This window comes from Lysobacter rhizosphaerae (assembly GCF_054779795.1).
Window position 1 is genome coordinate 448680 of the sequence record NZ_BAAGXO010000007.1, and the last position, 14689, is coordinate 463368.

Consider the following 14689-nt stretch of genomic DNA (forward strand, 5'->3'; position numbering starts at 1 on the left):
AGCCGTATTCAGGGACCTCCGGGCGAAACCTGGTCGCGGGCCCTGCGGGCTTGCCGTGGCGTTTTTTCTGGCCCTGGTGCCTGCCGCGGCGTTGGCCACGCCGGCCGCATGCGACGCCCCCGGATACGCCACCGTGCTGCATCCCGCCGCGCGTGCCGCCACCGATGCGCGCGCGTACTGGCTCGATGCGCAATTCCTGAAGTGGCCGGGGTCGAGCGGCCCGGGGAACTACCGGATCTACCACTCCGCGCAGGCGCGGTTGCGCGCGGAACGCGGCCAGCCGGTGCGCGGCGCAGACGACAGCATCGAGGTCGGTGTTCCCGATACCTTGCCGGCATCGCTGTTCGAGCGCTTCGGCTTCGTTGCGGACGGCGTCGAACTGGCAGTCACCCGCAAGGACCTCGCCAAGGTTCCGCGGTTCCTGACGGGTCAGATGCTGCTGGTGCAGGAAGACGAGGCCGGCCGTGTACTGGACGCGACCCACGTGCAGGCGCCGGGCGCGCTCGACAGCCTGTACGCCCGCGCAGCCGACGACATCGCGCTCGGTGTGTCGGCGAACGCGGCCCGCACCAGCTTCCGTTTGTGGGCACCGACGGCGCAGGCAGTGGCGCTCTGTGTCTACGGCGACGGCACGGGCCCGGCTACCCGCGCCGCGCCATTGCAGCGCGATGCGACGACGGGCATATGGTCCGCGACCATCGAGGCCGACTTGCGGACGCAGTACTACACCTACCTGGTCGATGTGTTCGTTCCAGGGACCGGCATGGTGCGCAACCGCGTCACCGATCCGTATTCGATCGGCCTCACCACCGATTCGAAGCGCAGCTACATCGCCGACCTCGACGATGCCGCACTAAAGCCGCCGGGCTGGGACGACGCGCCACGCCCCGCGCCGCTGGCCGTGCAGACCGACATGTCGATCTACGAGTTGCACGTGCGCGACTTCTCCATCGGCGATGCCAGCGTTCCGCAGCGGCATCGCGGCAAGTATCTCGCCTTCACCGACACCGCCTCCAACGGCATGCGTCATTTGCACGCGTTGCGCGAAGCCGGGCTCAGCGATATCCACCTGCTGCCGGTGTTCGACATCGCGACCATTCCCGAGTCCGGCTGTGTCACGCCCACGGTGCCTGCGGCGGCGTCCGACGGCGAGGAGCAGCAGGCGACGGTGATGGCGCAGGCCGCGCGCGACTGCTTCAACTGGGGCTACGACCCGTACCACTACAGCGTGCCCGAGGGCAGCTACGCGAGCGATGCCGGCGACGCGGCGGTGCGCATCCGCGAGTTCCGCGCGATGGTGATGGCGTTGCATGCGGCGGGGCTGCGCGTGGGCATGGACGTGGTCTACAACCACACCACGGTGGCGGGGCAGCAGGAGCGTTCGGTGCTCGGTCGCATCGTGCCCGGCTACTACCAGCGCCTGGATGCCGAGGGCAAGGTTGAGCGCTCGACCTGCTGCGCCAACACCGCCACCGAGCACCTGATGATGGCCAAATTGATGGCAGATTCAGTCGCGCTGTGGGCCCGGCAGTACCGCATCGACTCGTTCCGTTTCGACCTGATGGGCCACCAGCCGCGCGCGGCGATGGAACAGGTGCAGCAACGCGCCGATGCCGCCGCCGGCCGCCACATCAACCTGATCGGCGAAGGCTGGAACTTCGGCGAGATCGCCGACGGCAAGCGCTTCGCCCAGGCCTCGCAGTTGTCGCTGCAGGACTCGGGCATCGGCACCTTCAGCGACCGCGCCCGCGATGCACTGCGCGGTGGCGGTTGCTGCGACAGCGGCACCGACCTGGTCACTGCGCAGGGCTATCTCAACGGCCTGTTCTACGCTCCCAATTCCCTGAGTGCAGGCAAGCACACGCGCGCCGACCTGCTGCGCGCGGCTGACTTCGCCCGCATCGGCCTCGCCGGCACGCTGCGCGACTATCGCCTGCAGACCGCTGACGGCGCCGAGAAGCCGCTGCGTGAGATCAACTACAAGGGCCAGCCCGCCGGCTACGCGGCGCAGCCCGCGGAAGTGGTCAACTACGTGGAGAACCACGACAACCAGACCCTGTTCGACATCGACGCGATGAAGCTGCCGCGCGATACGTCCCCGGCGGATCGCGCCCGCGTGCAGCTGCTCGGCGCGGCCTTCGTCGCCTTCAGCCAGGGCGTGGCCTACTTCCATGCCGGCATGGACGTGCTGCGGTCCAAGTCGCTGGACCGCAACAGCTTCGATTCGGGCGACTGGTTCAACCGCCTCGACTGGAGCTACCGCGACAACTTCTTCGGTAGTGGCTTGCCGCCCGCCAGCGACAACGGCAAGGACTGGGACCTGCTGCGGCCGGTGCTGACCGATATCGTCAAGCCGACACCCGGCGACATCGCGTTCATGCGGGACGGCTTCCGCGACCTGCTGCGCATCCGCGCCAGCTCCACCTTGTTCCGGCTGCGCAATGCGGATGACGTGAAACAACGGCTGCGTTTCGGTAACACCGGACCCACGCAGAACCCACTGGTGATCACCGGTCACCTGGACGGCGGCGACTGCGACGGTGCGAACTTCCGCGAGGTGCTGTACCTGCTGAATGTCTCTCCCGAGCAACAAGCGCTGGTGCTGCCGGAAGAAGCCGGCAAGCGCTACGTGCTGCATCCGGTGCAGCGCGCCGCAAGTGCGGCCGACAGACGCGCCGCGGATGCACGCTTCGATGCGCGCCAGGGCCGCTTCGTGGTGCCGCCGCGGACGGCCGTGGTGTTCGTGGTCGAGTAAAGCGTTTCAACTCCGATAAATCTGCCAAGGAATCCCGATGCGCGTTGGTTTGCCCGCTCTCCTGCTGATGGCACTGGTCGTTCCGGCCCATGCCGAAACCGTCGCCGCAGTCGCCTCGCCCGACGGCACGCTGAAGGTGGAACTGGACCTCAACGGCGAAGGCCGGCTCGCCTATCGCGTGGCACACAAGGGCACGCCGCTGATCGGCGATTCCCGGCTCGGCTTCCTCCTGCGCAACGGCCGCGAACTGCTGCGCAACCTCAAGCTCGAGCAGCAATCGGCGCGCGCCTTCGACGAGACCTGGGAGCAGCCGTGGGGCGAGCGCCGTTTCGTCCGCAACCACTACAACGAACTGCGCGCCAGTTTCATCGAGAGCGATCGCGACCACCGCCAGTTCGACGTGGTGTTCCGTGTGTTCGACGACGGCGTCGGTTTCCGCTACGAACTGCCGAAGCAGCCGGCGCTGGACGAGGTCCAGATCCAGGAGGAGCTGACCGAGTTCGCCATCGCGCAGCCGGCCACCGCGTGGTGGCTGCCCGCGTTCGAATGGAACCGCGAGGAATATCTGTACAACCATACGCCGCTGGCGGAAGTGGGCGTGGCGCAGACCCCGATCACCCTGCGCACCGCCGACGGCACCCACCTCACCGTGCACGAGGCCGCGCTGGTGGACTACGCCGGCATGAACCTGGCGAAGGGCGAAGGCGGCCGGCTGCGCGCGGTGCTGACGCCCGGAACCGACGGGGCCAAGGTCGTGCGCCGCACGCCGTTCGCGACGCCATGGCGCACCATCCAGGTCGCCGACCGCGCCGGCGGGCTGGTCGAGTCGAACCTGATCCTCAACCTCAACGAACCCAACAAGCTCGGCGACGTCAGCTGGTTCAAGCCGTCCAAGTACGTCGGCGTGTGGTGGTCGCTGCACCTGGACGAGCAGACCTGGGGCACCGGGCCCAGGCACGGAGCCACCACGCAGAACACGAAGCGCTACATCGACTTCGCCGCCAAGTACGGTTTCCGCGGCGTGCTGGTGGAAGGCTGGAACGTGGGCTGGGACGGCGACTGGTTCGCCAACGGCTGGAACTTCGACTTCAGCAAACCCACGCCGGATTACGACATCGCAGCGCTCGCGGCGTATGCGAAGGCGAAGGGCGTGCACCTGATCGGCCACCACGAGACCGCCTGCGCGGTCAGCCATTACGAGCGGCAGATGGGCGCGGCGTTCGCGCTGTTCCAGCGCCTGGGCATCGACGCGGTGAAGACCGGCTATGTCTGCGACGCCGGCCAGATCGAGCGGCAGGACGCCGACGGCGGCCCGGTGGTGCGCGAATGGCACGAGGGCCAGTGGATGAGCAACCACCACCTGCGCGTGGTGCAGGAGGCGGCTAAGCACCACATCGCCATCGACTCGCACGAGCCGATCAAGGACACCGGCCTGCGCCGCACGTATCCGAACTGGGTCTCGCGCGAAGGCGCGCGCGGCCAGGAATTCAACGCCTGGGGCACTCCGCCCAATCCGCCCGAACATGAGCCCAACCTGATCTTCACCCGCATGCTCGCCGGGCCGATGGATTTCACCCCGGGCGTGCTCAGCCTTAAGGGCCGCAATGGCCAGGCCATCCAGAACACTATGGCGCGCCAGCTCGCCGATTACGTGGTGCTGTACAGCCCGATCCACATGGTCGCGGACCTGCCCGAGCACTACGAGCAGCACATGGACGCGTTCCAGTTCATCCGCGACGTGCCCGTGGACTGGCAGGAGACGCACGTGCTCAACGGCGAAGTCGGCGACTACGCGACCATCGTGCGCAAGGATCGCAACAGCGCCGACTGGTACCTGGGCAGCGTGACCGACGAGAACGCGCGCACGCTGCAGGTGCCGCTGGACTTCCTCGATGCAGGGCGCAGTTACGTCGCACAGATCTACCGCGATGGCGACGGCGCGGACTGGAAGACCAATCCCTTCGCCTTCGTGCGCGAGACCCGCAAGGTCACGCGCGGCGACACGCTGACGCTGAAGCTGGGCGCGGGCGGTGGCGCGGCGATCCGTTTCCTGCCCAGTAAGAAGTGATGGCGCGAGCGATGTTGAATCCGGATCTGTGCTGTTCCACCTGTCGAAGGAAACCCGCGTGAACCCTGCCCGCGTCGGCTCCACCATTTTTCTCATTGCCGCACTGCTGGGCAGCGGCTGTGCCCATGTCGCACCGGCAGCCATGGTGACGCCAGAGGACATCGCACAACGCTCGAAGGTCGACACGTTGCAGCTCGATGCCCCGGGCGTCGCGCCTGCGCCCTTGCGCGTGCGCGTGTACCTGCCGCCGGATTACGAGCCACACGCTGCGATCGGTTATCCCGTGCTGTACGTCAACGACGGCCAGGACATGGAAGCGGTCGGCCTGCAGGCCACGTTCGCCGCGCTGTATGCGCAGAAGGTGATCCGCCCGGTCATCGTCGTTGCCATCGACATGCCGCCCGACCGCATGGGCGCCTACGGCCTGTCCGACCGCGGGCAGGCGCGCAGCCTGCCCGCGGTGACGAAGTACGGACCGGTGGGCACGCAGGCACACGCGTATTCGGAGTGGGTGGCGAAGACGCTGGTGCCGACGATCGACGCGCGCTACCGCACACGCACCACGCCGGACGCGCGCGCGGTGCTGGGCTGGTCGCTGGGCGCGCTCAATGCGTTCAACCTGGGCTGGCAATACCCGGAACTGTTTGGCCGCGTGCCAGGCCGTGCAGCGCACACGGCTGGCGCAACAGATGGTCGCAGGCAGCGCGCCCCATTGGGGACTGCAGCAGTATTTCGCCGTCGGCACCAACGAGGAAACCGACGACCGCGATGGCGACGGCATCAACGACGCGCTCGACGACACCCGCGACCTGATCGACGGCTGGCGCGTGGGCGATGAGGTGAAGGCCAAGGGCCTGCGCCAGCTCGGCCACAGCGTGAACCTCGACTACGTCGCGCATCCCGCGCGCAGCGAGGTCGCCCTTGCCGTGCTCGACGGCGGCCAGCACAACCAGGCGTCGTGGGCCAGGATGCTGCCCGGCTTCCTGCGCTGGGCCTACGCGGTGCGGGCGCCAGGCATCATGGCCACCGGCACGGTCGAGGGTTACCAGGACTTCCCGTCCGCGCATGTCGCCGCCCGCTCTGTCGACGTGTGGCTGCCACCGGGTTACGCCGCACATCCGCACAAGCGCTATCCGGTGCTGTACATGCAGGACGGCCAGAACCTGTTCGATCCCGCGTTTTCGTTCTACTCGCACACCGACTGGGGCGTGGACGAGGCGATGACGAAGCTGATCGCCGAAGGCCGCGCGCGCGAGGCCATTGTCGTCGGCGTCTGGAGCACGCCGCTGCGCCTGCAGGAGTACATGCCGCGCAAGCCGGTCACCGGCGCGTCGCTCGCGATCGGCGTCGAAGGCATGGGCGACCTGCCCGCGTCCAGCATCGTGTCCGACCAGTACCTCGACTTCGTCGTCCATGAGCTCAAGCCGTTCATCGATGCGACCTACCGCACGCGCCGTGGCCGCGACGACACCTTCGTCATGGGCTCGAGCATGGGGGGACTGATCTCGCTGTATGCAGCCGCGGAATATCCGGACGTATTCGGCGGCGTCGGCGCGGTGTCGACGCACTGGCCGATCGGCAACGGCGTGATGATCGACTGGCTGGGCACACACCTGCCCGATCCGCGCACGCACCGGCTGTATTTCGACCACGGCACCGCCACGCTCGACGCGCAGTACGCGCCCTTCCAGCAACGCGTCGACGCGATCGTGCGCGCGCACGGCTACGTCGAAGGCCGCAACTTCAGCACGCGCGTGTTCGAAGGCGCGGAGCACTCTGAGCGGGCATGGAGCGCCCGCGTCGAGGTGCCGCTGGAATTCCTGCTCGGCAAGTGAATGATCCCCGGGGAAGCGTGCCTGCCCGGGTGGTGGCGCACCTTCAGTCGCGCATCGCTTCCAGTTCCATGCCCCTGGTCTCGCGCACCGCGCGGAGCACGAATACCAGCGACAACACCGCGAAGGTGGCGTACAGGCCGTAGGCGAAGGTCAGGCCGATTTCGGCCAGCGACGGGAACGTCGCGGTGATCAGGAAGTTGGCCAGCCACTGCGCCGATGCAGCCACCGCCAGCGCGATCGCGCGGATGCGGTTGGGGAACATCTCGCCCAGCAGCACCCACACCATCGGTCCCCAGCTCAGGCCGAAGAACACGACGTAGGCGTTCGCCGCGACCAGGGCGGTCATGCCCCACGCGCCCGGCAGGATCAACTGCGCGCCGGTACCGGTCGCGTGGGCGAAGCACACGGCCATCAGTGCGAGCGTCAGCGCCATGCCGGCCGAACCGACCACCAGCAACGGCTTGCGCCCGAGCCTGTCGACCAGCGCGATCGCGACCAGCGTGACCAGCACGTTGACGATCGAGGTGGCGACGGTGATCGAGAACGAATCCGCTTCGCTGAACCCCACCGAGTGCCACAGCGTCGAGGAGTAATAGAAGATGACGTTGATGCCTACGAACTGCTGGAACACCGACAGCAGGATGCCGATCCACACCACCGGCAGCAGGCCGGCGCGCGGACCGCGCAGGTCGCGCAGCGTCGGCCGGTATTCCCGACGCAGGCTGTGCTCGATGTCGTGGAGCTTGCTGTCCAGGCTGGCCGGATCGCGCAACCCGAGCACCTGCTGCAGCACGCCGCGCGCTTCGGCCAGGCGGCCCTTCGCCACCAGGTGGCGCGGCGATTCGGGCACGCCGAACACCAGCGCCCCGTAGACCAGCGCGGGCACCAGCGCCACCAGGAACATCCAGCGCCAGGCCTCCAACCCGAACCACAGCGACTGCGACGCGCCACCCGCAGCACCCGCCAGCCACGCATCGCTGAGCAGCGAGGCGAAGATGCCCAGCACGATCGCCAGCTGCTGCAGCGAACCGAGACGGCCGCGAACGTGCGCCGGCGAGACCTCGGCGATATAGGTCGGCGCGATTACCGAAGCGACGCCCACACCGATGCCGCCCACGACGCGCCACAGGATCAGGTCCCACACGCCGAAAGCGAAGCCGGCGCCCACCGCGCTGATCGCCAGCAGCGCAGCGGCCACGCGCATGGTCTGCACGCGGCCATGGCGGTCGGCCAGCGGGCCGGCGTACCAGGCGCCCAGCGCCGAGCCGAGCAACGCGCAGGAAACTGCAAACCCCGTGGCCGCCGCACTCAGACCGAAGCTGCCGCGGATCGCGTCCACCGCGCCGTTGATGACCGCGGTGTCGTAACCAAAGAGGAAGCCGCCCAGCGCCGCCGCCGCCGAAATCAGCAGGACGCGTAGCGTCGCGTGCTGTTCCTGACCACCCACCATCGTCTCGATGCTGCTCATCACCCCTCCCAAGGTTCCGTGCCAGCTGGCATGCCGCGAAGCGCGGCCATCCGGCGATCATGCGCACGCGCATCGCGGCGCGTCCGAGTGAATACGTATGCAGCGGTTGTCGGCGGCGAAGTGTGATCGGGTTCCGGATCTGCCTGCACGATGGCACCCGCGGCCTGCCCAGCAAACCGCCGACACGGTCGTCGCTCCGTTTAAGCGCCACGTCAGGCTCTTTCCGCGCTGCCAGATGAATACGTATGCAAGGGAAATTGTGCAGCTGCGCCCCGGACTACCATCGGTCTGCGTTCGCGGCAACCACTTGGGGCCGTACGTAAGACTCGTGGACCCGTGGTGACACGTGTACCGCAGCGACTATTAGAAAGTTTCATTCCGGAGGGGGAGTGATGGTGCAGTTGAAACGTAATTTGCTCAGCATGGCGCTGGCATCGGCAACGATGATGCTTGCGGCCAATGCGTATGCGCAGTCTGCCGACCAGCAGACGCCGGCGCCGGCGCAACAGGACCAGACAAAGGACAAGACGCAAGACGCGAAGACACTGGATACGGTGACGGTTACCGGCATCCGAGCCGGTATCGAGCGCGCGATCGACACCAAGCGCGCTTCGACCGAGATCGTTGAAGCGATTTCCTCCGAGGACATCGGCAAGCTGCCTGACGTCAGCATCGCCGAGTCGATCGCGCGCCTGCCTGGCCTGGCCATGCAGCGCGTCGCCGGTCGCTCCTCTACGGTCAGCATCCGTGGCCTGTCCGACGACTTCAGCACCACGCTGCTCAACGGCCGCGAGCAGGTCAGCGTCGGCCACAACCGTGGCGTCGAGTTCGACCAGTATCCGTCGGAGCTGATCAGCGGCGTCGTGGTCTATAAGACCCCGAGCGCGGAACTGGTGGGCCAGGGCCTGTCCGGCACCGTCGACCTGCACACCGTGCGGCCGCTGGACTACACCGACCGCCAGGTCGTGTTCAACGCCCGTGGCGAGCACAACTCGAACGGCGACCTCAACTCGGACGTCAGCGCGTACGGCAACCGCTTCAGCGTCTCCTACATCGACCAGTTCCTGGACAACACCCTGGGCGTGGCGATCGGTTACGCGCACCTGGACACCCCGGGCCAGGCCAACCAGTGGGAGGCCTGGGGCTACCCGACCATCACCGTCAACGGCGAGACCGCCAATCTGCTCGGCGGCAGCAAGTCGCAAGCCTTCTCCAGCACGAACAAGCGCGATGGCCTGATGGGCGTGGTCCAGTACAAGCCGAGTGAGTCCTACGAGACCACGCTCGACCTGTATTACTCCAAGTTCAAGATCGACGAGACCCTGCGCTTCATGGAGACCGGCCTGGGCTGGTCGGGCGCGACCCTGAGCAATCCCGTGGTCAAGAACGGCAACGTCGTCTCCGGCACGTTCACCGGCGTGCGCCCGGTGCTGCGCAACGACAACAACACCAAGGACGACAAGCTGTTCGCCGCCGGCTGGAACAACCGCTTCCAGTTCAACGACGACTGGGCCGGCGTGTTCGACCTGAGCTACTCCAAGGGCGAGCGCGACGAGATGCTGCTGGAGACCTACTCCGGCCTGGGTCCGGCGACCGATCCGAACGCCTTCGACACCGTCGATTTCGTGATGGGCAGCGACCACCCGAAGTTCACCTACGGCCGCGACTACACCGATCCGAGCCAGGTCAAGCTGACCGATCCGGGCGGCTGGGGCCAGGAAGGCTTCGTCAAGTTCCCGCACGTCAAGGACGAGCTGTGGGCGGTGCGTGCGGACTTCGAGCGCTCCTTCGACGAGAGCATGTTCAGCAGCGTGGAGTTTGGCCTGAACTACACCAGCCGCGAGAAGACCCGCGCCAGCGGCCTGGAAGCGTTCCTGTGCCTGGCACCGAATCCGGACGGCGGCGGCTGCCGCGACGCCAACGGCAACCTGAGCGGCGCCACGGCCACCGTGCCCTCGTCGGCGCTCGTGCATCCTGGAGTCGACCTGAGCTTCACCGGCATCCCGGGCACCCTCAGCTATGACATCGACGACATCTTCGGGCTGTACAACATCTCCCCGCTGGTCCACCAGGACGTCACCAACAAGAACTGGACGGTCAACGAGGACGTCACCACGGCCTATGCGCAGCTGAACATCAATACCGACCTGGGTTCGGTGCCGGTGCACGGCAACATCGGCATCCAGGCCGTGCACACCGACCAGAGTTCGGATGGCTTCCTGGTGCCGCTGAGCGCGGTCGATTCGCCCACGCCGATCTCGGGCGGGGCGACCTACGACGACTACCTGCCCAGCCTGAACCTGTCCTTCGAGTTCCCGGCGGAGCAGGTGCTGCGCGTGGCCGCCGGTCGCCAGCTGGCACGGCCGCGCCTGGACTGGATGCGCGCCAACCAGAACCTCGACCTCCCACAAAGCGGCCAGAACGCGGGCTTGTGGGTCGCCACCGGCGGCAATCCGGAACTGAAGCCCTGGGAAGCCAACGCCTACGACGTGTCCTACGAGAAGTACTTCGGCGGCACCAAGGGCTACGTGAGCGTGGCCGGCTTCTACAAGGACCTGCGCACCTGGGTCACCGAAACGACCGTTCCGTATGACTTCACCGGCTACGACCCGGGCGATGCGCCGCCGCCGGCCTCCCCGATCGGTCTGATCACCACGCCCGTCAACGGCGAGGGCGGCACGATCTACGGCTGGGAGTTCGCGGCGTCCGTGCCGTTCGACCTGGCGTGGGACGCACTCGACGGCTTCGGCCTGCAGGGCTCCTACTCGGACACGACCAGCAACATCAAGGACCCGGTCACCGGCGAGGATCGCACCATCGCAGGCCTGTCCGAGAAGGTCTGGAATATCACGATGTACTACGAGAAGAACGGCTACCAGGCCCGCGTGAGCCAGCGCCATCGCTCACCGTTCCTGGGAGAGATCCAGGGCTTCGGCGCCGATCGTTCGCAGCGCTTCATCAACGAGGAGGACATCGTCGACCTGCAGTTCGGCTATTCCTTCGCGGAAAGCTCCGCACTCAACGGCGTCTCGCTGCTGTTCCAGGTGCTCAATGCCACCGACGAACCGTACCGCGAGTACTTCGATGGCAGCGGCCTGGCGCAGAAGCACTCCGAATATGGCCGCACCTATATGTTCGGCGTGACGTACAAGTTCTAAGCCAAGGGCCTCCGTTAGACACAACCCTTGCCGGGTCTCTCCACCGGCAAGGGTTTTTCTTTTTTGGGGCCTGCCACCTGCGCATGAGATCTAGCTCGTTTAGGAGCGGCCACATTTGGTCGTTGGCCGTCCCTTCTGAAACACATTCTTCTTTCCAACTACGAAGCGAAAGTCACAGCAGAGGAACTGCAATCCATCGGGACCATGCGAGAAGCGTTGCCGCAGCTGCCGGTGCCGGTGCCGACGGTGCCGCATCGCGACAATCCGCACGAGCACCTGTTCTTTGGGCGAGCGGTGATCGCTTGTTCCTGTTAACGCAACGGCGTGTTCGTCCCACGCGAACGCGCTCTGCGGCAAGCTGAGGTTAAAAACCAGAACCTAACCCAGCGGAGCCACGGATGAATCTGCCTTTTCGATATTCGGCCCTCAGCGGCGCATTCGCGCTCGTGCTCGCCGCATGCCTGCATGCGCCCGCTGCCGCGCCCACTTCCCAGAAGGAACCCGCCATGACGACTTCAAGCACGGGCACCGGCCCGACTCACCGCATGCCGGTCGAATGGCCGTTGCGATTCAAGAGCCATGACTTCAGTGCCCGCTGTTACGACACCCTGGGCTGCAAGGTGATCTATGACAATTTCGAACATGGCGACGATGACCCTACGCCTCCTTCCGCGAGCTATGGGCCGGACTATCTGAAGGGATGGACCGGAAGTTTCGGCGGAATACGCAACTTCCCGGAGCCGGCCAAGGTGATCTGGCGTTCCAAGGACGGCGTGGCACATGAAGCCTCGATCGACATGGGCGAGATATTCAAGGATGAACTGATCCGGCATAACGTGCCGCGCGAGGAAGTCCTCGACTTGACGGACGGAAAATATGACGACCCGCCGTCCATTCTGCTGGAGGTCAACGACCGCACGATCCGTGTGTACATGAGCGCATTTATCCCTACCAAGCATTTGCAACGTCCGGAAAGCAAACAAAGCGATTACCGCGATGACGTGATCCTGGTCAAAACCTACAACTACTAAGCACAAGGAGCAGTGCAATGGGACAGGTGCTTTCCGGCGGCAGCAGCCGGCCCGCCACGGCAGAGGAACTGCAATCCATCGGAACCATGCGACAAGCGTTGTCGCAGCTACCGGTGCCTACGTTGCAGCATCGCGACAATCCGCACGAGTACCTGTTCTTTGCCTTGCTCGACGGCACCGGCCAGGATCTCGACAATCCTAAGCTGGGCCCGCCGACGAATATTGGTGTGCTGGCGAAGCAGGCCGACAAATTGCGTAGCGACCCAGCCAATCGGATCGCTACACATTACGCCAAAGGCATCGGCTCCCAGAGCAATGGCCTGATCCGGGCAATCGATGGCATGGCGGCAGCTACTTGGGCCGATGGCATCGAGGAGACGTACCGGAAGTTCGCCAATCAGGCGAAGAAGTGGATTGATGTCGATCCACAAGCCCAGATCCGCGTCGCCGGCGTGGGTTACAGCCGCGGTGCGGTGCAGACGGCCGGTTTTCTCCGCCTCGTGGATCAATATGGCGTTGCACAACCGGCCGACCTGAAATTCGGACGCGACCCGCACGACAACATCACCGTCATCAGTCCCTATCCACCGCTGGTGCCACCCGGCCAGGTGGCGCAGGTGGCGGCGCTGTTTGATCCGGTCGCCACCAACATGCCGCACAACTACGACGCGCGCCTTCCGCCATCGGTGATCTCGTCGGTGTCGTTCCTGGCCGCCAACGAACAGCGCGAGTTGTTTCCGCATCAGGCCATCAACGACGCCGGGATGACGCCCGATGGCCGCGCGCTCAGCGTGGCGGCGCCGGGTGGGCACTCCAATATCGGCGGCGGCAACCAGGAGCCGGGGCTGGAAATCCTGGTCGGCAACGCCATGGTGGATTACCTCAATCGCCTGCGTGACGAACCGCTGTTCGAGAAGCGCGCCGCTCCCGACGATCCCTCCATGATGAGCATCTACCAGGCACAGGGGGCGACCGCTGCCTTCGGCTTGCGGATGGACCACGATGGCCATCGTGACCTGCGCGACGAACTGGCGAACTGCAAGATCGTCGATCCGTGCCGGGATTCCGAGCCCATGAATCGCGCGCTGGCCGGGCAGTTCGAATACCAACGCAGCCCAGTCGACCCCAAGGAAGAGGCGCAGCTCCAAGGGCTGGTCGAGCGGGTGTCCCACCGCGCGCACGCACTCACCGTCGAGCCCGCGCGCGACCCCGCGCGAGTGCAGGCCGATGCGCTGGTCGCGCAGTACCTGGCCGCCGTGAAGGCCGGAGACGAGCAGGGGATGCGAGCTGCCACCATGGCGTTCGCGAAATCCGAGCGCGGCGAGCAACTGTTCAACGATGCGCAGGAGCGAACGCTGGCACGTCTGCAACAACTCCCGGGGCGCGACCATCCGCTGTTCGAGCAGGCCATGCAACACCTGGAACGGCTCGGGCCGGCAACGGCGGGTTACCTGGACCGTGCCGAGATGGAGGGCATGGCGGGCGCGATCGCGTACCAGGCCAAGCGCAGCCAGATGCCTGCCATCGACGACCTTGTTCCGACCCACGACGGCCGGGGGCTGGTGGCGACATGGACACATCCGATCCACGACGTTTTCTGGCAACAGGCCACGGTCGACAAGCTGCAGGCGGCAACACAGCCGCTGGATCAAAGCCTGCAGCAGCTGGCGGACGAGACGCAGCGGCAGGCGCAGATGGAAATGCAGCGGACGCAGGAACGCGCGCAGCAACAGCACGTTGGCCGGTCGCGCTGAAAAGGAGAGTGACCTTGAATTACACACAGGATTGGCTCGAAGGGATCATGGCGGCATCCGGCCGGCTGGAAACGTTGAGTGTCGATCTGCGCGAGCAAACGCAGGAGACACAGGCCGCGATCCGTGCGACGCGGGAGCAGGAAGAGGCACGATTCAAACAGTCGATGGTGGCGCTGTTTCAGGAGCAGCAGCAGCGGACCGAGGCTGCGCTACGTCCGAAGATCACCCGAGCCTGGCAGGTGCTCGCGGCGCTGACCGGTGTCGGTGTGCTGGTGTTCGGAGGCTTCCTGATGTTGTTGGGTCATGCCAACGAACGGCTGAAGGCCGCACAGACACGTGTCGATGCGACGGAAGTCCGGGCGGAAGTACAGGAGGCCTCCCGGCACGTCGAGATCACGTCCTGCGGCGGTCGGCCGTGCATCCGGGTCGACAAGGACACGCCGATGTGGAAAGGCGCCGGCAGCGAGTATGTGCTCGTCGATGGGAAGCGCGGCCGGACGAGCGACAGGCGGCGGTGAGTCGGCGCCACAGCCGGGCAATGGGACCATGAGCCGCAGGGGCCGGTTAGCGGTAACTGGATCGGGGATGCGCCAGGACGCGTGCCGATCACTTCTGCTGTA

The 14689-nt window shown here is 66.1% G+C and carries 9 protein-coding genes; 8 read left to right on the forward strand and 1 reads right to left on the reverse strand.

Annotated elements, in window-relative coordinates; all coding sequences use genetic code 11:
- Window positions 1-55: 55 nt before the first annotated feature.
- The 4 genes from ACYVGE_RS11165 to ACYVGE_RS11180 all read left to right on the forward strand — a co-directional run bounded on the left by ACYVGE_RS11165 (window position 56) and on the right by ACYVGE_RS11180 (window position 6658).
- Window positions 56-2755 (forward strand): alpha-1,6-glucosidase domain-containing protein, encoded by a 2700-nt coding sequence (locus tag ACYVGE_RS11165; protein WP_460729884.1) that lies wholly within the window; start codon window positions 56-58, stop codon window positions 2753-2755.
- 37 nt (window positions 2756-2792) lie between these two features.
- Complete coding sequence (locus ACYVGE_RS11170; RefSeq protein WP_460729886.1) at window positions 2793-4823, forward strand: glycoside hydrolase family 97 protein; 2031 nt, start codon at window positions 2793-2795, stop codon at window positions 4821-4823.
- A gap of 58 nt (window positions 4824-4881) precedes the next feature.
- Complete coding sequence (locus tag ACYVGE_RS11175; RefSeq protein ID WP_460729889.1) at window positions 4882-5661, forward strand: alpha/beta hydrolase; 780 nt, start codon at window positions 4882-4884, stop codon at window positions 5659-5661.
- A gap of 181 nt (window positions 5662-5842) precedes the next feature.
- Window positions 5843-6658 (forward strand): alpha/beta hydrolase, encoded by an 816-nt coding sequence (locus ACYVGE_RS11180; RefSeq protein WP_460730567.1) that lies wholly within the window; start codon window positions 5843-5845, stop codon window positions 6656-6658.
- A gap of 43 nt (window positions 6659-6701) precedes the next feature.
- Here the strand turns inward: ACYVGE_RS11180 and ACYVGE_RS11185 are convergent, their stop codons facing one another.
- Entirely contained in the window at window positions 6702-8126 is a 1425-nt protein-coding gene (locus tag ACYVGE_RS11185; RefSeq protein WP_460729891.1) for a sugar porter family MFS transporter, read from the reverse strand.
- A gap of 392 nt (window positions 8127-8518) precedes the next feature.
- Between ACYVGE_RS11185 and ACYVGE_RS11190 the strand changes: the two genes are divergently transcribed.
- From ACYVGE_RS11190 to ACYVGE_RS11205, 4 genes are all read left to right on the forward strand, one after another.
- Entirely contained in the window at window positions 8519-11284 is a 2766-nt protein-coding gene (locus ACYVGE_RS11190) for a TonB-dependent receptor (RefSeq protein ID WP_460729893.1), read from the forward strand.
- Window positions 11285-11682: 398 nt separating this feature from the next.
- Window positions 11683-12315 (forward strand): hypothetical protein, encoded by a 633-nt coding sequence (locus ACYVGE_RS11195; RefSeq protein WP_460729895.1) that lies wholly within the window; start codon window positions 11683-11685, stop codon window positions 12313-12315.
- A gap of 26 nt (window positions 12316-12341) precedes the next feature.
- The gene (locus tag ACYVGE_RS11200; protein WP_460729897.1) at window positions 12342-14069 is read left to right on the forward strand and encodes an XVIPCD domain-containing protein; all 1728 of its coding nucleotides are present in this window, start codon (window positions 12342-12344) and stop codon (window positions 14067-14069) included.
- A gap of 14 nt (window positions 14070-14083) precedes the next feature.
- Window positions 14084-14587, forward strand: a complete 504-nt coding sequence (locus tag ACYVGE_RS11205) for a hypothetical protein (RefSeq protein WP_460729899.1) — start codon at window positions 14084-14086, stop codon at window positions 14585-14587.
- Window positions 14588-14689: the final 102 nt, after the last annotated feature.

Bases quoted from the DNA above. Each gene is read 5' to 3' on its own strand.
- ACYVGE_RS11195 (WP_460729895.1), top strand. From the start codon at position 11,683: ATGAATCTGCCTTTTCGATATTCGGCCCTCAGCGGCGCATTCGCGCTC.
- ACYVGE_RS11180 (WP_460730567.1), top strand. From the start codon at position 5,843: ATGGCCACCGGCACGGTCGAGGGTTACCAGGACTTCCCGTCCGCGCAT.
- ACYVGE_RS11190 (WP_460729893.1), top strand. From the start codon at position 8,519: ATGGTGCAGTTGAAACGTAATTTGCTCAGCATGGCGCTGGCATCGGCA.
- ACYVGE_RS11170 (WP_460729886.1), top strand. From the start codon at position 2,793: ATGCGCGTTGGTTTGCCCGCTCTCCTGCTGATGGCACTGGTCGTTCCG.
- ACYVGE_RS11185 (WP_460729891.1), bottom strand. From the start codon at position 8,126: ATGAGCAGCATCGAGACGATGGTGGGTGGTCAGGAACAGCACGCGACG.